The organism is Streptomyces angustmyceticus, assembly GCF_040701845.1.
Classification (GTDB): Bacteria; Actinomycetota; Actinomycetes; order Streptomycetales; family Streptomycetaceae; genus Streptomyces; species Streptomyces angustmyceticus_A.
Genome location: NZ_JBFBHQ010000007.1, coordinates 49,513 through 69,584 on the forward strand (window position 1 = coordinate 49,513; position 20,072 = coordinate 69,584).

General features: G+C 73.0%; 18 protein-coding genes. 11 read left to right on the plus strand and 7 right to left on the minus strand.

The window, feature by feature from the left end; genetic code table 11:
- Window positions 1-435 precede the first annotated feature (435 nt).
- Window positions 436-1,212, plus strand: a complete 777-nt coding sequence (locus AB0411_RS18080) for an RNA polymerase sigma factor (RefSeq protein ID WP_403147222.1) — start codon at window positions 436-438, stop codon at window positions 1,210-1,212.
- Window positions 1,212-2,255 carry a hypothetical protein gene (locus AB0411_RS18085; protein ID WP_366418287.1) on the plus strand — a complete coding sequence of 348 codons (1,044 nt, stop codon included), beginning with the start codon at window positions 1,212-1,214 and terminating at the stop codon, window positions 2,253-2,255. The genes AB0411_RS18080 and AB0411_RS18085 overlap by 1 nt, the downstream gene beginning before the upstream one ends.
- 476 nt (window positions 2,256-2,731) lie before the next feature.
- Here the strand turns inward: AB0411_RS18085 and AB0411_RS18090 are convergent, their stop codons facing one another.
- Window positions 2,732-3,607 (minus strand): L,D-transpeptidase family protein, encoded by an 876-nt coding sequence (locus tag AB0411_RS18090; RefSeq protein ID WP_366418288.1) that lies wholly within the window; start codon window positions 3,605-3,607, stop codon window positions 2,732-2,734.
- A gap of 135 nt (window positions 3,608-3,742) precedes the next feature.
- On the opposite strand from AB0411_RS18090, the gene AB0411_RS18095 reads away from it, so the two are divergent.
- Window positions 3,743-5,341 carry an acyl-CoA mutase large subunit family protein gene (locus tag AB0411_RS18095; protein ID WP_366418289.1) on the plus strand — a complete coding sequence of 533 codons (1,599 nt, stop codon included), beginning with the start codon at window positions 3,743-3,745 and terminating at the stop codon, window positions 5,339-5,341.
- A gap of 209 nt (window positions 5,342-5,550) precedes the next feature.
- Entirely contained in the window at window positions 5,551-5,763 is a 213-nt protein-coding gene (locus AB0411_RS18100) for a hypothetical protein (protein ID WP_030981280.1), read from the plus strand.
- Window positions 5,764-5,823: 60 nt separating this feature from the next.
- Here AB0411_RS18100 and AB0411_RS18105 read toward each other — a convergent pair whose 3' ends face one another.
- The gene (locus tag AB0411_RS18105; RefSeq protein ID WP_366418290.1) at window positions 5,824-6,525 is read right to left on the minus strand and encodes a FadR/GntR family transcriptional regulator; all 702 of its coding nucleotides are present in this window, start codon (window positions 6,523-6,525) and stop codon (window positions 5,824-5,826) included.
- Between the two features lie 132 nt (window positions 6,526-6,657).
- Here AB0411_RS18105 and AB0411_RS18110 point away from each other — a divergent pair, with 132 nt between their 5' ends.
- Together AB0411_RS18110 and AB0411_RS18115 are read left to right on the plus strand one after the other, a co-directional pair.
- Window positions 6,658-7,173: a gluconokinase gene (locus AB0411_RS18110; protein WP_366418291.1), complete on the plus strand. Its 516-nt coding sequence runs from the start codon at window positions 6,658-6,660 to the stop codon at window positions 7,171-7,173.
- Window positions 7,174-7,258: 85 nt separating this feature from the next.
- Window positions 7,259-8,656 carry a GntT/GntP/DsdX family permease gene (locus AB0411_RS18115; protein ID WP_366418292.1) on the plus strand — a complete coding sequence of 466 codons (1,398 nt, stop codon included), beginning with the start codon at window positions 7,259-7,261 and terminating at the stop codon, window positions 8,654-8,656.
- Window positions 8,657-8,700: 44 nt separating this feature from the next.
- On the opposite strand, the gene AB0411_RS18120 is transcribed toward AB0411_RS18115, so the two are convergent.
- The gene (locus AB0411_RS18120) at window positions 8,701-9,690 is read right to left on the minus strand and encodes a DMT family transporter (RefSeq protein ID WP_366418293.1); all 990 of its coding nucleotides are present in this window, start codon (window positions 9,688-9,690) and stop codon (window positions 8,701-8,703) included.
- A gap of 68 nt (window positions 9,691-9,758) precedes the next feature.
- Between AB0411_RS18120 and AB0411_RS18125 the strand changes: the two genes are divergently transcribed.
- The gene (locus AB0411_RS18125; protein ID WP_366418294.1) at window positions 9,759-10,358 is read left to right on the plus strand and encodes a TetR/AcrR family transcriptional regulator; all 600 of its coding nucleotides are present in this window, start codon (window positions 9,759-9,761) and stop codon (window positions 10,356-10,358) included.
- Between the two features lie 37 nt (window positions 10,359-10,395).
- On the opposite strand, the gene AB0411_RS18130 is transcribed toward AB0411_RS18125, so the two are convergent.
- Window positions 10,396-11,973: an FAD-dependent monooxygenase gene (locus AB0411_RS18130; RefSeq protein ID WP_366418295.1), complete on the minus strand. Its 1,578-nt coding sequence runs from the start codon at window positions 11,971-11,973 to the stop codon at window positions 10,396-10,398.
- 37 nt (window positions 11,974-12,010) lie between these two features.
- Here AB0411_RS18130 and AB0411_RS18135 point away from each other — a divergent pair, with 37 nt between their 5' ends.
- Window positions 12,011-12,688: a TetR/AcrR family transcriptional regulator C-terminal domain-containing protein gene (locus tag AB0411_RS18135; RefSeq protein ID WP_366418296.1), complete on the plus strand. Its 678-nt coding sequence runs from the start codon at window positions 12,011-12,013 to the stop codon at window positions 12,686-12,688.
- An 85-nt stretch (window positions 12,689-12,773) separates the two neighbouring features.
- Here the strand turns inward: AB0411_RS18135 and AB0411_RS18140 are convergent, their stop codons facing one another.
- Genes AB0411_RS18140 through AB0411_RS18150 form a run of 3 tightly spaced genes read right to left on the minus strand, consistent with a single transcriptional unit; the run spans window position 12,774 to window position 16,260 of the window.
- Window positions 12,774-13,928 carry an acyltransferase family protein gene (locus tag AB0411_RS18140; protein WP_366418297.1) on the minus strand — a complete coding sequence of 385 codons (1,155 nt, stop codon included), beginning with the start codon at window positions 13,926-13,928 and terminating at the stop codon, window positions 12,774-12,776.
- Window positions 13,925-15,280, minus strand: coding sequence for a polysialyltransferase family glycosyltransferase (locus AB0411_RS18145; protein WP_366418298.1), 1,356 nt, complete (start codon window positions 15,278-15,280; stop codon window positions 13,925-13,927). The genes AB0411_RS18140 and AB0411_RS18145 overlap by 4 nt, the downstream gene beginning before the upstream one ends.
- Window positions 15,280-16,260: a glycosyltransferase family 2 protein gene (locus AB0411_RS18150; protein WP_366418299.1), complete on the minus strand. Its 981-nt coding sequence runs from the start codon at window positions 16,258-16,260 to the stop codon at window positions 15,280-15,282. Before AB0411_RS18150 ends, AB0411_RS18145 begins: the two co-directional genes overlap by 1 nt.
- Before the next feature lie 187 nt (window positions 16,261-16,447).
- On the opposite strand from AB0411_RS18150, the gene AB0411_RS18155 reads away from it, so the two are divergent.
- The 3 genes from AB0411_RS18155 to AB0411_RS18165 all read left to right on the plus strand — a co-directional run bounded on the left by AB0411_RS18155 (window position 16,448) and on the right by AB0411_RS18165 (window position 20,060).
- Window positions 16,448-17,782, plus strand: a complete 1,335-nt coding sequence (locus AB0411_RS18155; protein WP_366418300.1) for a DUF6716 putative glycosyltransferase — start codon at window positions 16,448-16,450, stop codon at window positions 17,780-17,782.
- A 56-nt stretch (window positions 17,783-17,838) separates the two neighbouring features.
- On the plus strand, window positions 17,839-19,062 hold the full coding sequence (locus AB0411_RS18160; protein ID WP_366418301.1) for an acylneuraminate cytidylyltransferase: 1,224 nt from the start codon (window positions 17,839-17,841) through the stop codon (window positions 19,060-19,062).
- Window positions 19,063-19,130: 68 nt separating this feature from the next.
- Complete coding sequence (locus tag AB0411_RS18165) at window positions 19,131-20,060, plus strand: N-acetylneuraminate synthase family protein (RefSeq protein WP_366418302.1); 930 nt, start codon at window positions 19,131-19,133, stop codon at window positions 20,058-20,060.
- Window positions 20,061-20,072 lie beyond the last annotated feature (12 nt).

A 20,072-nucleotide genomic window follows, 5' to 3' on the forward strand; every position in this document is an offset into this window, starting at 1 on the left:
AGGGCCCGTAACATCCACATCCGCGCAGGTCACAGTGGTGTTCGGGCCGCCGGGCGCGGCGCGGGGACGCCGTCCTCGCCGGGAGGTCCGGAGGGATCCGGGCGCGCTCCCGGCCGGCGCGTCGCGGGCCCGGCGTCCTCGTTGCGGGGCTCCGCCGCGGCGGGCGGCGCCCGCATCCCGGGTTCGGATCGTTTGCCCACACGGGATACGGTCTGCGGGAAGATCCGGGTTACCGGCGGTTTCCGGCCTTCCGCGGCGGGCGGCGCGCGGTAGCCGATCCGGTCCCGGCGCCGTACGGCGGGGTGCTGCCCGCTCGGACGACGCAGGGAACGGGGAATCAGGGCCGGTGGCACGGTCGAGCGAAGCAGCAATGCAGCAAGGACCGGGCGGCGGACATTCCGCGTGCGACAGGATGGACCCGTGCGAGGGGACGACATTCAGCCGGACGACCGTCGGCTGACGGTGGCCGTGCAGGCGGCACAGGGCGGTGACGAGGCGGCGTTCCGTACCGTCTACCGCGCCGTACATCCCCGGCTATTGGGATATGTACGGACCTTGGTGAGTGAACCGGACGTGGAGGACGTCACGTCCGAGGCCTGGCTACAGATCACCCGCGACCTCGCCCGCTTCAGCGGGGACGCCGACCGCTTCCGCGGCTGGGCCGCCCGCATCGCCCGCAACCGGGCCCTGGACCACATCAGGATGCGCGGCCGCCGACCGGCGATCGGCGGCGACGAGAGCGAACTCGCCGACACCCCCGGCGCCTCCGACACCGCGGGCGAGGCCCTCGAGGCCCTGGGCACCGGCCGCACCATGCGGCTGATAGCCCGGCTGCCGCAGGACCAGGCCGAGGCCGTGGTGCTGCGGGTGGTGGTCGGGCTCGACGCCAAGAACGCCGCGCAGGTGCTCGGCAAGCGGCCCGGCGCGGTGCGCACCGCCGCGCACCGCGGGCTGCGGCGGCTCGCCGAGCTGCTCGGCGAGCAGCCGGACGGCGGCCGGGACGGACATCAGGACAACAGCCGGGACGGCGACGGCACCGGCGCCGGCCACGGTGGCAAAGCCCCCTCCGACCGGCCCGTTCAGGGCCCGCCCGGAGGCGGTGGAACGGTGCACGGAGTGCCTGTACAGGGCAGAAGACGCCGCGACGGCGTGGCGGAATCGTACGTACCGGGTGTGACGGAAACGGCCGCACGAACGCAGAAGGACATGTGATGGCCGACGACCGGTACAACTGGCTCGACAAGGACACCGCGGAGCAATTGCTGCGCGGTGAGCCGGTCAGTGCCCGGCACGGCGACGGCGCAGAGGAACTCGCACAGCTCCTGGAGGCCGCCGCCGCGGTCGCCGCCAGGACACCCGAAACCGTCGAGCTGCCCGGCGAAGAGGCGGCCGTCGCCGCATTCCGCCGGGCCGCCCATGGCGCCGGCGCCCACAGCGCCGCCGCCGGCCCGGTCGTGACCGGCGGGCACACCGCCCGCACCGCGGACCGCACCGAACGCACCCGGCTCGGCCGCCCCATCCGGCGCGGCCTCGCCGTGGCCCTCGCCGCCTGCGCCATCGGCGGCGTCGCCGTCGCGGCCGGTACCGGCGTCCTGCCCGACCCCTTCCGGGGCGGCGACCCGGCACCCGCCTCCAGCGTCTCCGCCGACGAGACCCCCGGCCCCTTCCGTACCGGCGAGCCCGGCGCCCAGACCGACGGCACCACGGCGCAGACCCCCGACGCCACCCCCGGCGGACGGGACACCGCACCCCCCGACGAGAAGCCGTCCCCCGGCAGCAGCCCCGGCGCCGGCACGACGCCCGGCAGCACCCCCGGCGGCGGCACGGGACGCGACCACAGCACGCCCGGCGGCGGCACCCTTCCCGGCCAGGGCGGCCAGAAGAACTTCCTGCTCGCCCTGTGCCAGAACTACGAGTCGGGCAAGCGGGACGCCATGGACCGCGACACGCTGCGGCGCCTCGAACGCAAGGCCGGCGGACCGGAGAAGGTGCACGTCTTCTGCCGCGCCTACCTGGCCCGGTACCAGAACCTCGGCGGCTCCGGCGGCAGTGACGGCTTCGTCGGCGGCGCCGGCGGCGACACCGGCGGATCCGGCCAGAGCGGCGGGTCGGGCGGCGACGAGGACGACGAAGGCCACCCCTCCCATTCGCCCGGCACCACCCCCGGCTCCAGCGCCTCCGCTCCGACCCCCGCCCCCTCGGCAACCGCCCCGGACCCGGGCGAACCCACGCCGACTGCCACCACGGGCGGCTAGGCCCCCTCGTCGGGATCAGGCCGGGCGGCTCGGATGCCCCGGCACCACGCCTCGCGGCATTGCCGTCGGCGGCCAAGGGCTTCGCCATGACTCCGCCCTGGCTTCCTCCTCCACCCTGCTCGGCCCTCCTCCACCCTGCTCGGCCCTCCTCCGTCCTGCGCTCCACGGCACCGGACCCGGCTCGCCGATCCGGCCTGAGCCCGACGGCGGACCCCGGGTGTGACGTTTTTCGGACCCCCGGCGCAGTAATGAGTGAGCCGACTGGTCATCGGCTGCGCGACGAGCCGGGGTTCCCCCCGTACCTGCGGCTCAGCGCATCGGCGCGGGCGGGGCACGTTCCCCCGGCCCTGCCCGCGCCCCTTTCCGCGCCCGAGCCGGCGCCGCTCTCACGGAGGCGGATCCATGGGCAGGGGTGGCTCAACCGTTGCTTCCGTCGGAGAGCGGGCAGCGTGGCCGAGGACCCGTGGCGGTGCGGGTCAGTGATAGACCACCACCTTGGTTCCCTTCTTCGCCGTGTCGAAGAGGGCGGCGATCTTGGCCTTGTCGCGGACGTTGACGCAGCCGTGTGAGGCTCCGCGGTAGCCGCGGGCGGCGAAGTCCGCGGAGTAGTGGACGGCCTGGCCGCCGCTGAAGAACATCGCGTACGGCATGGCCGTGTGGTACAGCGTCGAGACGTGGTGGCGGCTCTTGAAGGTGAGCGTGAAGACGCCCTCGCGGGTGGGGGTGTACTGCGAGCCGAAGCGGACGTCCATCGCCGAGACGATCCGGCCGTCGACCCGCCAGGTGAGGGTGTTGCTCCGCTTGCTGATGCAGATCACCCTGCCCGTCATGCAGCGCGGGTCGGGGGTGCCGACCGGCCTCGCGGTGGGCGGGTAGAGCTCGCTGTGCGCGGGCCGGCGCGTATGGGACCGCAACGCCCGCCAGACCGAGGGCTGCACGGTGCCCGTACGGGGCAGGCCCTGCCGCTGCTGGAAGGCGCGGACCGAGGCGGCGGTCACCGAGGCGTAGTAGCCCGTCGGGGCGCGGTCGAAGAGACCCAGTTGGGCCAGCCGCGCCTGGAGTTCGCGGACCTGCGCACCGCGCGCGCCCGCCGCCATGAGCGTCCGCCGGGCCGGGGGCGCGTGGGGGACGGTGCGATGGGGGCGCGGCGAGGCGGTGTGCCCGGCCGGGGCGGGTGGTGCCTGATGGCCGAGCGGCGGGGGAGCGGGGGTGGTGGGGGCGTAACGGCTCGCCCCGGCGTCCGGCGAACCGGCTCCGGTGACCGTCACGGGGCGGCAGCCCGCCACGAGCGCCGCCGCCACCAGCACCGCGGCCACCGCAGGCGCCGTACGTCTTCCACTGCTCCGCTGCATGCGTAACCCCCGCATCTCGGCGGCCCGACCGGCCCTCGGGGACTCTTCCCAGGGCTGCGGGGCGGCGAACCTGCGGGCATGCTGTGAGCACGGCGTATCCCCGGTGCCGGTCAACCCAGCGGGAGGCGTACACCCATGGCGCACGAGTCGGGCAGGGAGCGGTACAACGAGAGCGGGCTGCCCGTCGAACCGGTGTACGGGCCGGAGGCGCTGGACGGCTGGGACCCGGAGCGCAGCCTCGGCGCGCCCGGCAGCTACCCCTTCACCCGCGGGGTGTACCCGTCGATGTACACCGGACGGCCCTGGACGATGCGCCAGTACGCCGGCTTCGGCACCGCCCGCGAGTCCAACGCCCGCTACCGGCAGCTGATCGCCCACGGCACCACCGGGCTGTCGGTCGCCTTCGACCTGCCGACGCAGATGGGCCACGACTCCGACACCCCGATCGCCTCGGGCGAGGTCGGCAAGGTCGGGGTGGCCATCGACTCCGTCGAGGACATGCGGGTGCTGTTCGGCGGCATCCCGCTGGACAAGGTGTCGACGTCGATGACGATCAACGCGCCCGCCGCGCTGCTGCTGCTCCTCTACCAACTGGTGGGGGAGGAGGAAGGGGTGGCCGCGGACCGGCTCAACGGGACCGTGCAGAACGATGTGCTCAAGGAGTACATCGCGCGGGGCACCTATATCTTCCCGCCGCAGCCGTCGCTGCGGCTGACCGCGGACATCTTCCAGTACTGCCGGGCCGAGATCCCCCGGTGGAACACCATCTCCATCTCCGGCTACCACATGGCGGAGGCCGGCGCCTCGCCCGCGCAGGAGATCGCCTTCACCCTCGCCAACGGCATCGCCTATGTGCGGACCGCCGTTGCCGCCGGGATGGACGTCGACGACTTCGCGCCCCGGCTCTCCTTCTTCTTCGTCGCCCGTACGACGCTGCTCGAAGAGGTCGCCAAGTTCCGGGCCGCGCGCAGGATCTGGGCCCGGGTGATGCGGGAGGAGTTCGGTGCCGAGAACCCCAAGTCGCTGATGCTGCGGTTCCACACCCAGACCGCGGGGGTGCAGCTCACCGCCCAGCAGCCGGAGGTGAACCTCGCGCGGGTCACCCTCCAGGGGCTCGCCGCCGTGCTCGGCGGCACCCAGTCGCTGCACACCAACTCCTTCGACGAGGCCATCGCCCTGCCCACCGACAAGTCGGCCCGGCTCGCGCTGCGCACCCAGCAGGTGCTCGCCTACGAGACCGATGTGACCGCCACCGTCGATCCGTTCGCCGGTTCCTACGCCGTCGAGTCGATGACGGACGAGGTGGAGGAGGCGGCCGTGGCGCTGATGCGGCGGGTCGAGGACATGGGCGGTGCGGTGGCCGCCATCGAGCGGGGCTTCCAGAAGGACGAGATCGAGCGCAACGCCTACCGCCTCGCTCAGGAGACGGACGCCGGCGAGCGCGTCGTGGTCGGCGTCAACCGTTTCCAGCTCGACGAGGAGGAGCCGTACGAGCCGCTGCGGGTCGACCCGGCGATCGAGGCCCAGCAGGTCGAACGGCTCGCCGTGCTCCGGGACCGCCGCAACGCCCGTGCCGTCTCGACCGCCCTCGGCGACCTGCGCAAGGCCGCCGAGGGCACCGACAACGTCCTCTACCCCCTGCGCGAGGCCCTGCGGGCGAGGGCGACGGTGGGCGAGGTGTGCGATGCGCTGCGGGGGGTGTGGGGGACGTACGTGCCCACGAACGCGTTCTGAGTGAGCAGTTGAGGGGGTAGGGGCAGGTGAGCGTGGTACCGGCTTCGGCTTCGGCTTCTGCGGCGCCGGGGAACTGGACCCGCGGGCACCGGCCGTGGCGCTCTCCGGGTGCCTGGGGGCCGGCGGCGGCGCTCGGCCGGGTGGTGGTGTACGAGGCACCGCCGCATCGGTCTTGTGACCGCCGGGCTGGAGTGAGTCAAACTGGTGCCATGTCGTCACCCCGCCGCGCGTGCCCCGTCTGCACCCGAGAGATCGCCGTTGTCGGCGGCCGATTCGCCCGCCATGACCCGCCCGGGCGGCGGACGGTGCTGGAGCTGATCTCCTGCCCGGGGTCGCGCAGGATCGCGCCGATGATGGCGCCGGCGGAGAAGCTGTTCGACCCGGAGGAGCCGCCGATCCCGGGGCAGCAGCCGTTGTTCTGAGCCGGGGCGCTGCCGGGGGTACGGCGGCAGCGGCGTCGGCGCGCCCCGGCGGCGGTGCAACTACGGTGCCAGCACGTCCAGTTCGGCCATCGCGCCCGCCGTGATCTCACGGGTCAGGGACTCCGCCCGAGCCGCGTCGCCGGTGCGTACCGCCTCGGCGACCTGGACGTGCAGGGTGACCGCGGCCGGGTCGGGGTCGGTGAACATCACATGGTGCTGGGTGCGGCCGGTCAGGACGGCGGCGACCACGTCGCCGAGCCGGGCGAACATCTCGTTGCCGGAGGCGGTCAGGACGACGCGGTGGAAGGCCGTGTCGTGGACGAGATAGGCGTCGAGCTGCTGGCCGCGTGAGGTGGCGACCATGCCCATGGCCTGTTCGGTGAGTTCGGCGCACTGCTCGGGGGTGGCGTGCTGGGCGGCGAGGCCCGCGGCGACCGGTTCGATCGCCGAGCGCAGCACGGTCAGCGAGCGCAGCTGCCGGGGACGGTCGCGGCCGGCCAGCCGCCAGCCGATCACCCGCGGGTCGTAGACGTTCCACTCCTCGGTGGGGCGGACGGTCACCCCGACCCGGCGCCGGGAGGCGACCAGCTGCATGGATTCCAGTACCCGGACCGCCTCGCGGATGACCGTGCGGGAGACGTCGAAGCGCTGCTCCAGCTCGTCCGTGCGCAGCACCGTGCCCGGAGGGTAGTCGCCCGCGGTGATCGCGGGTCCCAGGGACTCCAGTACACGGGCGTGCAGTCCCTTCCCCTCGTTTTCCATGGGGCAAGCCTACGTTCCCGCACCCCGGCCAATTAAGTATGACGTTTGCATCACAGGCTCTTGAATACGTCGTACCTAATGGGTTTCAGTGGGGGCCGCACGAGGTCGATGAAGACAGCGAGGTACCACGGGATGAGCACCCCCGACGTGATCGTCGTGATGGGCGTGGCCGGCACCGGCAAGACCACCATCGGCCCGTTGGTGGCCGCCGGACTGGGCGTCCCGTACGCCGAGGGTGACGACTTCCACCCGCCGGCCAACATCGCCAAGATGTCCGCCGGCATCCCGCTGGACGACGCCGACCGCGGCCCGTGGCTGGACGCCATCGGCGCCTGGGCGCACGAGCGGGCCGGGCACGGCGGGGTGGTCAGCAGCTCCGCGCTCAAGCGCGCCTACCGCGACCGGCTGCGCGCCGCCGCCCCCGGCGTCGTCTTTCTGCACCTCACCGGGGACCGCGCGCTGATCGAGGAGCGGATGGCCGGGCGCACGGGCCACTTCATGCCGACGGCGCTGCTCGACTCCCAGTTCGCCACGCTCGAACCCCTCGGGCCGGGCGAGACCGGCGTCGCCGTGGACGTGTCCGGCAGCCCGCAGGAGATCGCCGGGCGCGCGGTGGCCGCACTGCGCGCGATGACCGCCCCGGCCTGACGGCCCGCCCCGCACCTCACCCGTACCGCAGCACCCCCTTCCGCCTCTCCCTCCCTGCCCCCTCCGTCCAACCAAGGGAATCGCCGTGACACATCTCAGCGTCGAGATGCTCGCAGCGGACGCGATCGAGCCGATCACCTCGGCCGGTCACGCGCAGCTGGGCATCGCCGTCCTGGCCGGCATAGCCGTCATCGTCCTGCTCATCACCAAGTTCAAGCTGCACGCCTTCCTGTCGCTGATCATCGGTTCGCTGGTGCTCGGCGCGGTGGCCGGCGCCCCGCTGGACAAGGCCATCGCCAGCTTCTCGACGGGGCTGGGCACGACCGTCGCGAGCACCGGCGTGCTGATCGCGCTCGGTGCCGTCCTCGGACGGCTGCTCGCCGACTCGGGCGGCGCGGACCAGATCGTCGACACGATCCTGGCGAAGGCGGGCCGGCGGGCGATGCCCTGGGCGATGGTGCTGATCGCCGGGATCGTGGGGCTGCCGATCTTCTTCGAGGTCGGCATCGTGCTGCTGATCCCGGTGGTGCTGCTGGTCGCCAAGCGCGGCAACTTCTCGCTGATGCGGATCGGCATCCCCGCCCTGGCCGGCCTGTCCGTCATGCACGGGCTGATCCCTCCGCACCCCGGCCCGCTCGCCGCGATCGACGCCGTCAAGGCGAACCTCGGCGTCACCCTCGCGCTCGGTGTGGTCGTCGCCGTCCCGACCGCGATCATCGCCGGTCCGGTCTTCTCCCGCTACGCGGCCCGCTGGGTGGACATCCAGCCGCCGGAGAAGATGGTGCCCGAACGCGCCTCCGACGACCTCCGGAAGCGGCCCGGCTTCGGGATCACCGTGGCCACCGTGCTGCTGCCGGTGGTGATGATGCTGGCCAAGGCGCTGGTGGACATCGTCGTCGACGATCCGGAGCACCCCGTCCAGAGGGTCTTCGACGTCCTCGGGTCCCCGCTGATCGCGCTGCTCACCGCCGTGCTCGTCGCGATGTTCACGCTGGGCCGGGCGGCCGGCTTCACCCGCGGCCGGATCGCCGCCACCGTCGAGAAGTCGCTCGCCCCGATCGCGGGCGTGGTGCTGATCGTCGGCGCGGGCGGCGGCTTCAAGCAGACGCTGGTGGACTCCGGCGTCGGCCAGATGATCCTGGACGTCTCCAAGGGCTGGAACATCTCCGCGCTCCTGCTGGCCTGGCTGATCGCGGTGGCCATCCGGCTCGCGACCGGCTCCGCGACGGTGGCCACCATCTCCGCCGCCGGCCTGGTCGGCCCGCTCGCGGCGGACATGAGCACCACCCATGCCGCGCTGCTGGTGCTGGCCATCGGATGCGGGTCGCTGTTCTTCAGCCATGTCAACGACGCCGGATTCTGGCTGGTCAAGGAGTACTTCGGGATGAGCGTCGGCCAGACGCTGAAGACCTGGTCGGTGATGGAGACGCTGATCTCGGTCGTCGGGATCGGCTGCGTCCTGCTCCTCTCCCTGGTCCTGTAGGCGTCCGGCCCACCGGACCGCTGCCCCCTTTCCCTCCGGACGGTTCACCGTCCCGGGCGCCCCACCCCCCTCGGGCGCCCGTCCCCGGCACGAGGCCGTACGAGCGGATGCCCGCTGGTACGGCCTCGTGCGGGTGGGGGCGGACTTCCGGCGGGGGGCACGGTTGCGGGGGTCGTGCCGCGGCGCACGAGGACGACCGCCGTGAGGCCGACCGCCAGGCCGGCGGCGGTCTGCGGGCCGAACGGTTCGCCGAACATGGCGGCTCCCCACAGGGCCGTGACCGGTGCCATCAGGAACATCAGGGTGTTCACCTCGGTGACGCCGGAGCGCCTGAGGATCAGCCAGTACAGCCCGTACCCGCCGAAGGTGGACAGCGCCACCAGCCAGCCGACCGCGACCCAGAAGGAGAGCGCGGCGGGCGGCCGTACGGAGCCGGCGCCGGTGGCGAGGGCGGTGAAGAGGACGGCGCTGGTGGCGCAGTGGACGGTCATCGCGACCGACGGCGCGACCCGGGTGCGCGAGCGGCCCTCCAGGAACGTGGCCGCCACCAGCGAGGACATGCCGAGGAACGGGACGAGGTACGCCCACCGGCTCACCCCTGCCCCGGCCGCCGCGTCGGCCGTGGTGACCAGGACGACGCCCGCCAGGCCCAGGCACAGCCCGAGCCACTGCCGGCGGGAGACGTACTGGTGCAGCACGGGACCGGCGAGCGCCCCGGCCACCAGGGGCTGGGTGCCGTCGATCAGGGCCGTGGTGCCGCTGGAGACCCCGAGCTGGATCGCGTAGTAGACGGTGAACAGGTAGCCGCTCTGCGACAGGGCGCCGACGGCGACCTGCCGGGCCAGGTCCCGTGCCGTCAGGCCCCGCCACGAGGCGCGGGCGGTGGTGGCCGCCACGAGGGCGAGGACGGCGGCGAGCGGCAGGAAGCGCCACATCAGGAGCGTCACCGCGGGCGCGCTGCCCGCGCCGAGCCGGGCCCCGATGAATCCGGAGCTCCAGCAGAGCACGAAGGCGGCCGAGAGCAGGAAGCGCATGCCGCACCCCTTCGGTAGACCGATCTGTATACCTCTCCTTTCACTATACAGATCGGTATACTTTTGTCATGGGTACCTCGCAGACGCCCCGACGGATCACCATGACGCCCGCCGCCCGCCGCGCCCTGGCGGCCGCCGAGCGGCTGTTCTACGAGCGCGGCATCCATGCTGTCGGGGTGGATCTGATCGCGGCCGAGGCCGGGGTGACGAAGAAGACGCTCTACGACCGGTTCGGCTCCAAGGAGCAGCTCGTCGTGGAGTACCTCGCGGACCGCGACGAGCGCTGGCGGGCCTTCCTGGCGCCGTACCTCGACGCCGCGGAGGGATCGCCCGCCGCCGGGATCCTGGCCGTCTTCGACGCCTCGCGGGCCTGGGCGGCGGAGTACAGCGCCAAGGGGTGCAGCATGGTCAACGCCCACGCGGAGATCAGCGACCCGGCCCATCCCGCGTACGCGATCATCGCCGCGCAGAAGCAGTGGATGCTCGGGCTGTTCACCGACCTGGCCGGGGCCGCGGCGCCCGGCCGGGGCGGCAGGCTGGGCCGGGCGCTGATGCTGCTCCACGAAGGGGCCCTGGTCGCCCACGGCCTGGAGGTCTTCCCCGACCCGGTCGGCGAGGCCCGTGGCGAGGCGGAGGCGCTGCTCGCCGCCGCGGGGGCGGAGGGGTGAGCGGCGGCGGCCGGGCCCCCGCGCCGGCCGCCCGCGTTCACCGGGCCGCCGGTACCGTTTCCGTGCCCGCGCCGAGGTAGGTCTCCAGGGCCGCGGCCACCTGCGCCGTCGCGTTCTCGGGAGGGGTGGCGAGGGCGAGGTAGCCGTCGGGGCGGATGAGGAGGACGGCGGGGGCGGGGCCGTAGGCGTCGCGGATGTGGCCGCCGGAGTCGATCAGGTCCGGGGCCGGGCCGCCGACGCGGACGACGCGCAGCAGGGCCGGATCGGCGGGCAGCGCGCCGTCGTCGATGCCGGTGCCGCCCAGGTCGAGCAGGGTGAAGTGCGGGCCGCGGAAGACGTCGAAGAGCCGGGTGGGCGTGCCGTCGGCCGTGGTGCAGGGGGCCTCGGGGGCCCGGTCGCCGGCGGCGGGGATGCCCTCGGCGAGGTCCGTGCGCAGCTCCCGCGTCAGCGGGCTGTCGGGGTAGCCGATGCCGAGCTGGTGGAGGTCCCGGCCGCGCCGCAGCGTACGGGTGCGGTGCAGCCGGGTGCTGGTGTCGAGGATGCCCTCGGCGATCGGGCGGCGCTCGGTCTCGTAGGTGTCGAGGAGGCTGTCGGGGGCGCCGTGCCGCAGCACCTGGCCGAGCTTCCAGCCGAGGTTGTAGGCGTCCTGGACGCTGGTGTTCAGGCCCTGGCCGCCCGCGGGGGAGTGGATGTGCGCGGCATCGCCGGCCAGGAAGACGCGGCCGGTGCGGTAGCTGTCGACCAGGCCCGCCCGGGGGCGGAAGAGGGAGGACCAGACGACCTCGCGGATCTGCTCGGCGCCGAGGTGGGTGTGGGCCGCGAGCTCGGCGCGGATGGTCTCGGGTGAGGTGTCCGTCGTTCCGTTGAAGGACGCGATCATGGTCTGGAAGCGGTCGGTGCGGGCCAGCGGGAGCATGCCCACGAAGCCGCCGTTGGGCAGTTCCCAGCGGTGCCAGTGGTCGCGGTCCAGGCCGTCCACCCGGACGTCCGCGAGCAGCACGCCGACCGGCTCCAGCTCCGGACCGCTCATCTTGACGCCCAGCGCGCGGCGCACGGTGCTGCGCCCGCCGTCGGAGGCGACCAGATAGGCCCCGCGCACGGTGCGCTCCGTCCCGTCGGTGTGGTGCAGACGGGCCGTCACACCGGTGGAGTCCTGGTCGAACGAGGTGAGTTCGGTGCCGAAGACCACGTCCTGGCCGAGCTCCCGCAGTCGTGCGCGCAGCAGCTCCAGATTGCGGTACTGCGGCACCATCAGGGCGTTGGAGTACGGATTGCCGGGCGTCGGGTCGACCTGCTCGATCATCTCGGTGACGTCGACGATCTCGCCGTTCTCCCAGCGGGCGGTCTTGGGGTAGCGGCCGCCGGCCGCGAAGGCCGCGTCGATCAGGCCGAGGTCGTCGTAGACCTCCTGGGTGCGCGGCTGGATGCCGTTGCCCCGGGCGCCGGGCGAGAGCTGCTCCTGCCGTTCGACGAGCAGGGTGCGCACGCCGCGCCGGGTGAGGTCGATCGCCAGGGCGAGGCCGGTCGGGCCCGCGCCGGCGATCAGTACGTCGACCGCCGTGCCGTCGTCGGGCAGGGCGGCGCCGAAGGTTTCCTTAACGTTGTTAAGTGCCATGCCCCGAGGATGGATTTAACAGTGTTAAGTTGTCAACATGGTTTCGCGCATCGACCGGAAACAGGTCGTGGACACCGCACTGCGGCTGCTGAACGAGGTCGGCCTCGACGGGCTCACCCTGCGGGGCATCGCCAAGGAGCTGAACGTCCAGGCCCCCGCGCTGTACTGGCACTTCAAGAACAAGCAGGAACTGCTGGACGAGATGGCCACCGAGATGATCCGGCGGATGGCCGGGCGGCTGGAGGGCGGCGGGTCCGGCGCGGGCCGCTCCGCCGGTACCTGGCAGGAGATGCTCCTCGGCGCCTGCCGGACGGTGCGCCGCGAGCTGCTCGCCTACCGCGACGGCGGCAAGGTCTTCAGCGGCACGCGGATGACCGACGGCACCGCCGCCGGGCCGCTCGACTCCCTGATGACCCGCCTGACGGAAGCGGGCTTCACCCTGGAAGAGGCCGTGCGGGCCTGGTGGACCGCGTACAACTTCACCGTGGGCGCGGTGATCGAGGACCAGTCGGTCCACCCGGTGCCCGGACGGCGGGAGATCCGCGACCCGGCCTACGACGAGTCGGAGCGTGAGCGGCAGATCGGGCGCGAGTATCCGCTCGCGGCGCTGGCCGGCCGGACGATGTTCGGCGATCTGGAGCAGGGCTTCGAGGTCGGGCTGCGGGTCATCGTCGCGGGCATCGAGGTCACCATGGGCCCGGACGCGCGGGGCTGATCGCGCCGCGGGACGGCCGCCCGCGGCGCCGCGGAGGCCGGCCCCGCGTGCGGGATTCGGCGCCGTGGAGGCCGGCCGCCCGACGTCAGCGCCGCGGGTCGACCGACCGTTTCAGGACGGGCGTCAGCGGGCGCTCGACGAAGCGGTGCAGCACCCACGCGAGCAGCAGCATCAGCGCGACGGTCAGCAGCAGCGTCGCGTACGAGGGCAGCCCGAGGCCGTGGTGCAGCGCCCGCACCACGACCCAGCCCAGGTGCTCGTGCACGAGGTAGAACGGGTAGGTCAGCGCGCCGGCCACGGTCAGCCAGCGCCAGTTCGCCCACCGCAGCTTGCCCAGCGCGACCGCCGCGACCAGGGCGAAGCCGAGGGTGACGACGGCGATGATGCCGGCCGTCGAGCGGTAGGAGAACGCGTCGGCCGACGGGGCGTGCCACAGCCCGGCGACCGCGTAGTGCTGGCCGGTCAGCCAGCTGACCAGCACTATCGCCCAGCCGATCGGATCGCGGGCGCCGTAGCGGTGCAGCAGGTACAGGCCCACCCCGCCGATGAAGAACGGGGCGTACTCGGGCATCAGGACGGTGTCGAGGAAGGGCTGGTGGGCGGCCTGCGCGAGCGCGGCCGCCAGCGTCCAGCCCGCGCAGAAGAGCACCACCCGGCCGCGGGTGGCGCCGGGCAGCACCACGCAGAGCGCGAAGAGGGCGTAGAAACGCATCTCCGCCCACAGGGTCCAGCACACCCCGAGCACCCGGTCCACGCCCAACGGCTGCTGCAGCATGGTCAGGTTGGTCAGCACCTCGCTGGGCGGCAGCGCCTTGTAGGCGACCCAGGGGAGCGCGAAGACCGCGGTCACCAGCAGGATGGCGGCCCAGTACGCCGGATAGAGGCGGGAGACCCGGGAGGCGATGAACGCGCGCAGCGTCCGGCCCCAGCCGCTGAGGCAGATGACGAAGCCGCTGATCACGAAGAAGATCTGCACGCCCAGACAGCCGTAGGCGAACAGCGGGGCGGCGGTGGGGAACTGATGGGCGGGCGAGCCGCCCCAGGCCTGCGCTATCTCGCCGTTGCGGCCGCCGAAGTGGTACGCGGCGACCATCAGGGCGGCGAGCAGCCGCAGCCCGTCCAGGGCGCGCAGCCGCGGTGGTCCTCCGCGGCTGCGCCCCCGTATCGCGGGCCGGGGGGCGGTGGTGACGAGATCCGGCGCGCCGGGCGGCACGCCGGTCGTCAGCTGGGGCGCGCTCATCCGAACGCGGCCCGCTTCTTCAGCCGCCGCTGCACCGCCCGCGCCCGGCGCGCGACCCTGCGCACGGTGGCGTTGCGCGGAATGAACGACAGCTGCGACGGCAGCGCGCCGGGCAGCGCCAGCGCGGTCAGCCGGCGGCGCTTGAAGTAACGCCAGGTGACCTGGTCGAGCCGGGTCGCGAGGTAGCGCTCGGCGGCCGGCCGCAGCTGCGGATAGATCTGGTGCTGCATCGCATAGCCGACCGCGGTGACCAGGCCCTCGACGCTCTCACCCGTGGCGAAGGCGCGCGGGTGCGCGCTGCGGTCGCCCAGGTCGGGCACCAGCGCGTCCACGATCGTGACCGGGACCCGGTTGCTGTTCTGGTACGGCGTGAGGCGCTCCAGCAGCAGGCCGGTGCCGGTCCGCGCGGTCGGCAGACCGTAGAAGGTGGCCGCCGTCAGCAGCGCGGTGGAGAAGCAGCCGACGACCAGCGCGGGCCGCATCCGCTGGTAGAGGACCTCGGCCAGCACCGGGGTGTCCAGCACGGTCAGCGCGATGTCCAGCTTCTCGGCCTCCCGCTCCAGCAGCCGCGACCAGCGGGCCGGCGCGGACGGGTGCGGCTTGAAGACGATCTCGCGGTGGCCGCGCTCGGCGGCGCCGCGCACCATCCGCACATGGAGCTCCTCTTCCTCCTCGGGCGTGAGGATGCCCAGCGCGGAGAGGTACTGGCCGAGCAGCAGCGCGGCGCCCTCCGGGGCCGCCACCTCGCCACTGGCGTCGCACAGTTCGGCCAGCACCTTGGTGAAGGCGTCGGTCGGCACGGTCTGCGCCGGGACGTCGAACTCGGTGAGCAGCAGCGGCGTCAGCCCCGGCACCAGGTCCAGGTGCAGCAGCCGGTTGATCCGGGTGCCGATCAGCGGGTCGAGCTTGTTGCGGGTGGGCCCGTAGCTCATCAGCCCGTCGGCGTAGACGTCGATCGGCGCGTCGGGGAACAGCTGGGCGAGGGCCAGTGCCGGGTTGACCTGGATCGACTCCACGACCAGTTCGACGCGGTCGTCGCCCAGGCCCCACAGCAGCCGCAGATGCCGCTCCCACAGCGGGGCGTCGTCGGAGCGCGGCGACCAGCCGCCGGGGTGGAAGGGGCTGATCGTCTCGTTCCACGACAGCACCCGGTCGAAGCGGCCGCGCAGCCGCTCGAAGCCGGGCATGGTGTCCAGCGACGCGGTGGTCTCCGGGGTCGTCGCGTTGTTGCTGAGCAGCAGCAGGCGGCGGTCGGCCGGGGCGAAGCAGTCGGCGTCCAGCGCGGCGGCGAGGGTCGCCGCTCCGTAGAGCGTGGACGCGAGGAAGATCTGGGTACGCGGTCGGGTGGACATCAGGCCGCGACCTCCGCCGTGGGGGAGGGACGGCGGCGCAGCCGCCGCAGCCGGGACGCACGCTGCACATCCATCGAATCCAGGGCTTCCTTCAGTACGTCCTGCGGCATGCGTTTCATGGCCGCGGCGCTCATCGCGCGCAATTTACGGGCGACCTGCGGCTCGAAACGTTCGATCGAACCGAGGTGGTGGGAAATGATCGCGCAATAGGTGCGCACCGCCTTCGGCAGCAGAAGAGCCGCATCGCGGTCCTGCGCCGTTTCCTCGATCACCTGATCGAAGGCGCGAATGAAGTCCAATTGCCGTACATCCCCGATCTGGGTCAGCGACGACGCCACTCCGCGCCGGTAGAAAACGCCGAGCAGGCCGACCACCGCCATGGACTTCGCCTCGCGGTGCAGCCGCCAGATCCACGGGCGGTCCTCCGCGGTGCGCAGCCCGTCCTTGAAGTGCAGCACCCCCTCGTCCAGCAGCCTGCGGTGGTACATCCCGGCCCAGGCGTAGGCGTAGTCGACGGAGGTGGAGCGGTCGGCGGGCAGGATCACCTCGCGCGGGTCCAGCACCACCGAGCGCCGGCCGTGCGGGACGCGGTGGACGGTGCGCGCGCGGGCGGTGCACTGGACATGGTCGGTGCGGACGAAGTCGCACCCCAACTCCTCGATGGTGCGCAGGAGCTGGGGGTAGTAGCCGGGGGCGAGCCAGTCGTCGCCGTCCAGGAAGGCGACGTACTCGCCGCGGGCCTGGTCCAGGCCGGTGTTCCGGGCGGTGGCCAGGCCGCCGTTTTGTTCGTGCCGCAGCAGTCTGGCACCCGGCAGCTCGCGCTCGGCGCGCGCGAGAATCTCCGGGGTCTCGTCGCGGGAACAGTCGTCGACGAGCAGGAATTCAAAGTCGTCGCGGGCGTTGGCCGCCAGGCTTTTCAGGGTGTCGGGCGCGTATGTCTGCACGTTGTAGAACGGCACGATGACGGAGAGCTTAACCACCCGGGTGACGTTAGGTGCGCGGGCGGCATTCGTCTTTACCGGGTGCGGACCTGAAGGTGAACGAAGAATGGCGGGATGGTTAACCGGGTCGGCCATCGGGCCGGTTAGTCATTCGTCGACCCGCTGTTAACCCTTTGTTGCGACCCAGTTGGCCCGACAAACGGAATGGCTTCCTAGCGTCTTCGACGTGCCATCACGTACCCACTCTTCGCCGCGGGTCGCCGTACTCGCCGACTCGGATACCCGATGGAAATGGGGCGCTTTGACAGCGTACCGAATCCAATCGGACATCCGGCTCGACGGCTACCTCCTCCGCGGCCGCGCCACTCCCACGGTCCGACAGCTCGACGAGGTCGGCGCCCGTGCGGACTCGCTGCGCGAAATCCGGGGCGTCGACTTCGTGCGGTCCGTCGACCGTACGCGCTACGACGTCGTCGTGCTGGCCTGCGTCGGCGGCGCGGTGCAGGCGATGCTGCACGGCCTCGCCCGCGCCTGGCGCGGAGCGCAGCAGCGCCCCGTCGTCGTCACCGGCTATGTCGGCGTGGTCTACGAGAAGCTCGCGGACGGGCTGCTGCTGCGGCACGGCGCGGACGTCGTCCTCGCCAACTCCCGGCACGACGCGGACCGGTTCCGCGAGGTCTACCGCGGCGTCGGCGCCGACGACGGCAGCATCGCCGAGTGCGCCCTGCCGTTCCTCGGCGGCGACCGCTACCGCGGTGCCGGCGCGACCGGCACACCGGACCCGTACACCGTGGTGTTCGCCGCCCAGCCCTCCGTCCCGGAGAGCCGCGCCGACCGGACGTACCTGCTGCGCCGCGCCGTGGAGCACGCCCGCAAGCACCCGGACCGCGAGGTGCTGATCAAGCTCCGCAGCAAGCCGGGCGAGCACACCACCCACATCGAGGAACTGCCCTACCAGAAGCTCGCCGCCAAGGCCCCCGGCGGTCTGCCCGCCAACTGCCGCCTGGTGTACGGCAACATGGGCGAGGTCCTGGACCGCACCGACCTGATGGTGACGGTCAGCTCGACCGCCGCCCTGGAGTCGCTGCACCGCGGCATCCCCACCGCCGTCCTCACCGACCTCGGCATCCGCGAGGTCCTCGGCAACCACCACTTCCTCGGCTCCGGCTGCCTCGCCTCCTGGGACGAGCTGGACGCCGGACACCGCCCGGAGCCGGACGCCGACTGGCTCGCCCGGCAGGGCGTCGCCGCCCACGGGGAGTACGAGCAGGCCTTCGACGCCGCCCGCGCCCGGGTCACCGCGCTGCGCACCGCCGACCGGCTGCCGCCGATCACCCCGTACTACACACCCCGCACCGCCCCCGGCTACCTCCCCGGCATCCTCGCCCGGCACGGCCTGGACCCGCACGGCGAGCCGCTCGCCGGCTACGCGGACGCCCCCGAGGAGACCGGCGGACTGCGCCGGGTCGCCCGCGAGACGGTCCGCGAGGCCGCCCGCGGCGCCTACCGCCACGGCGTCCAGCGCGTCGCCCCCGCCATCCGCCGCTGGGGGCAGCTGTGACCCTCCCGACGCCCGCCAGCCCCCGGAGCCCGCACGGCCCCCGGAAGGAGCCCGAAATGCCGCCGAACCCGCAGAGCAGCCCGCCGACCGTGGTGGCCGTCATCCCCGCCCGCGGCGGATCCAAGGGCGTGCCCGCCAAGAACCTCGCCGCCGTCGGGGGAGTGCCCCTGGTGGCCCGTGCGGTCCGCGAGTGCCGCGCCGCCCGCCTGGTCACCGATGTCGTGGTCTCCACCGACGACGCCGGGATAGCGGCCGCGGCCCGCGGCGCCGGCGCGGTCGTCGTACGGCGCCCCGGCGACATCGCGGGCGACACCGCCACCAGCGAGGCGGCCGTCCTGCACGCCATGGACGCCTACGAGGCCGAGCACGGCGCCCGGGTCGACACGGTGCTGCTGGTCCAGTGCACCAGCCCGTTCATCGTCCGCGAGGACATCGACGGAGTCGCCGCGGCGGTCGTCGAGGGCGGCGCCGACAGCGCGCTGACCGTGGCCCCGTTCCACGGCTTCGTCTGGCGCGACGCCGAACCCGCGGTGGGCGGCGCGACCGCCGCCGACGGCGGCCACGGCGTCAACCACGACAAGTCCTTCCGGCCACGCCGCCAGGACCGCCCCCAGGACCTGCTGGAGACCGGCGCCGCCTACGCCATGGACGCGGCCGGCTTCCGCGCCGGCGGCCACCGCTTCTTCGGCCGCACCGAGCTGGTGCGCACCGACCCCGCCCGGGTGCTGGAGATCGACGACCCGCACGACCTGGCCCGCGCCCGCGCACTGGCACCGCTGCTGGACGCCCCGCGCCCCGGCGCCCTGCCGACCCTCGACGACATCGACGCCGTCGTCCTCGACTTCGACGGCACCCAGACCGACGACCGGGTGCTGATCGACGCCGACGGACGGGAGATCGTCGCGGTGCACCGCGGCGACGGCCTCGGCATCGCCGCCCTGCGCAGGGCGGAGCTGAAGCTGCTGATCCTGTCCACGGAGACCAACCCGGTCGTCGCCGCGAGGGCCCGCAAGCTGCGGGTGCCCGTCCTGCACGGCATCGACCGCAAGGACCTCGCCCTCAAGCAGTGGTGCGAGGAAGCGGGCATCGACCCCGCGCGCGTGCTCTACGTCGGCAACGACGTCAACGACCTGCCGTGCTTCGACCTCGTCGGCTGGCCCGTGGCGGTCGCCGGGGCGCACGACGTGGTGCGCGGCGCCGCCCGCGCGCTCACCGCGACGCCCGGTGGCAGCGGCGCGATCCGCGAGATCGCCGGCTGGCTGCTGGGCCCGTCCCTGTAACCCGCACCGACCCCCGCACACCCCTGATCAATCCGCACACCCCCTGATCGACACGAAGGAATCTCCCCATGAGCAACAACTCCCGCCTCCGCACCCTCGGCTCCCGCGAGGCCGGCCCCGGCCGCCCCGTCTACGTCACCGGCGAGATCGGCATCAACCACAACGGCGACCTGGAGAACGCCTTCGCGCTGATCGACGCCGCCGCCGACGCCGGCTGTGACGCCGTCAAGTTCCAGAAGCGGACCCCGGAGATCTGCACCCCGCGCGACCAGTGGGACATCGAGCGCGACACCCCCTGGGGCCGGATGACCTACATCGACTACCGCCACCGCGTGGAGTTCGACGAGGACGGCTACCGCGCCATCGACGAGTACTGCAAGAAGCGCGGCATCGCCTGGTTCGCCTCCCCGTGGGACGTCGAGTCCGTCGCCTTCCTGGAGAAGTTCGACGTGCCCTGCTACAAGGTCGCCTCCGCCTCGCTCACCGACGACGACCTGCTGCGCGCCATGCGCGCCACCGGCCGCACCGTCATCCTCTCGACGGGCATGTCCACCCCCAAGCAGATCCGGCACGCCGTCGAGGTCCTGGGCAGCGAGAACATCCTGCTCTGCCACGCCACCAGCACCTACCCGGCCAAGGCCGAGGAGCTCAACCTGCGCATGATCAACACCCTGCAGGAGGAGTACCCCAACGTCCCGATCGGCTACAGCGGCCACGAGACCGGCCTGCAGACCACCCTCGCCGCGGTCGCCCTCGGCGCCACCTTCGTCGAGCGCCACATCACCCTCGACCGCGCGATGTGGGGCTCCGACCAGGCCGCCTCCGTCGAGCCCGGCGGCCTGTCCCGCCTGGTCCGCGACATCCGCACCATCGAGGAGTCCCTCGGTGACGGCGTCAAGAAGGTCTACGAGAGCGAGCTCGGCCCGATGAAGAAGCTGCGCCGGGTCGCCGGCGTGGTGGCCGAGGCCGAGGCCGGCGCCGAGCCGGCGGCGGTCTGACGGCCGGCCCGC

Excerpts from the sequence above, each read along its gene's own strand:
- AB0411_RS18085 (WP_366418287.1), top strand. The coding sequence starts at position 1,212 with ATGGCCGACGACCGGTACAACTGGCTCGACAAGGACACCGCGGAGCAA.
- AB0411_RS18090 (WP_366418288.1), bottom strand. The coding sequence starts at position 3,607 with ATGCAGCGGAGCAGTGGAAGACGTACGGCGCCTGCGGTGGCCGCGGTG.
- AB0411_RS18095 (WP_366418289.1), top strand. The coding sequence starts at position 3,743 with ATGGCGCACGAGTCGGGCAGGGAGCGGTACAACGAGAGCGGGCTGCCC.
- AB0411_RS18100 (WP_030981280.1), top strand. The coding sequence starts at position 5,551 with ATGTCGTCACCCCGCCGCGCGTGCCCCGTCTGCACCCGAGAGATCGCC.
- AB0411_RS18105 (WP_366418290.1), bottom strand. The coding sequence starts at position 6,525 with ATGGAAAACGAGGGGAAGGGACTGCACGCCCGTGTACTGGAGTCCCTG.
- AB0411_RS18110 (WP_366418291.1), top strand. The coding sequence starts at position 6,658 with ATGAGCACCCCCGACGTGATCGTCGTGATGGGCGTGGCCGGCACCGGC.
- AB0411_RS18120 (WP_366418293.1), bottom strand. The coding sequence starts at position 9,690 with ATGCGCTTCCTGCTCTCGGCCGCCTTCGTGCTCTGCTGGAGCTCCGGA.
- AB0411_RS18125 (WP_366418294.1), top strand. The coding sequence starts at position 9,759 with ATGGGTACCTCGCAGACGCCCCGACGGATCACCATGACGCCCGCCGCC.
- AB0411_RS18130 (WP_366418295.1), bottom strand. The coding sequence starts at position 11,973 with ATGGCACTTAACAACGTTAAGGAAACCTTCGGCGCCGCCCTGCCCGAC.
- AB0411_RS18135 (WP_366418296.1), top strand. The coding sequence starts at position 12,011 with ATGGTTTCGCGCATCGACCGGAAACAGGTCGTGGACACCGCACTGCGG.
- AB0411_RS18140 (WP_366418297.1), bottom strand. The coding sequence starts at position 13,928 with ATGAGCGCGCCCCAGCTGACGACCGGCGTGCCGCCCGGCGCGCCGGAT.
- AB0411_RS18145 (WP_366418298.1), bottom strand. The coding sequence starts at position 15,280 with ATGTCCACCCGACCGCGTACCCAGATCTTCCTCGCGTCCACGCTCTAC.
- AB0411_RS18160 (WP_366418301.1), top strand. The coding sequence starts at position 17,839 with ATGCCGCCGAACCCGCAGAGCAGCCCGCCGACCGTGGTGGCCGTCATC.
- AB0411_RS18165 (WP_366418302.1), top strand. The coding sequence starts at position 19,131 with ATGAGCAACAACTCCCGCCTCCGCACCCTCGGCTCCCGCGAGGCCGGC.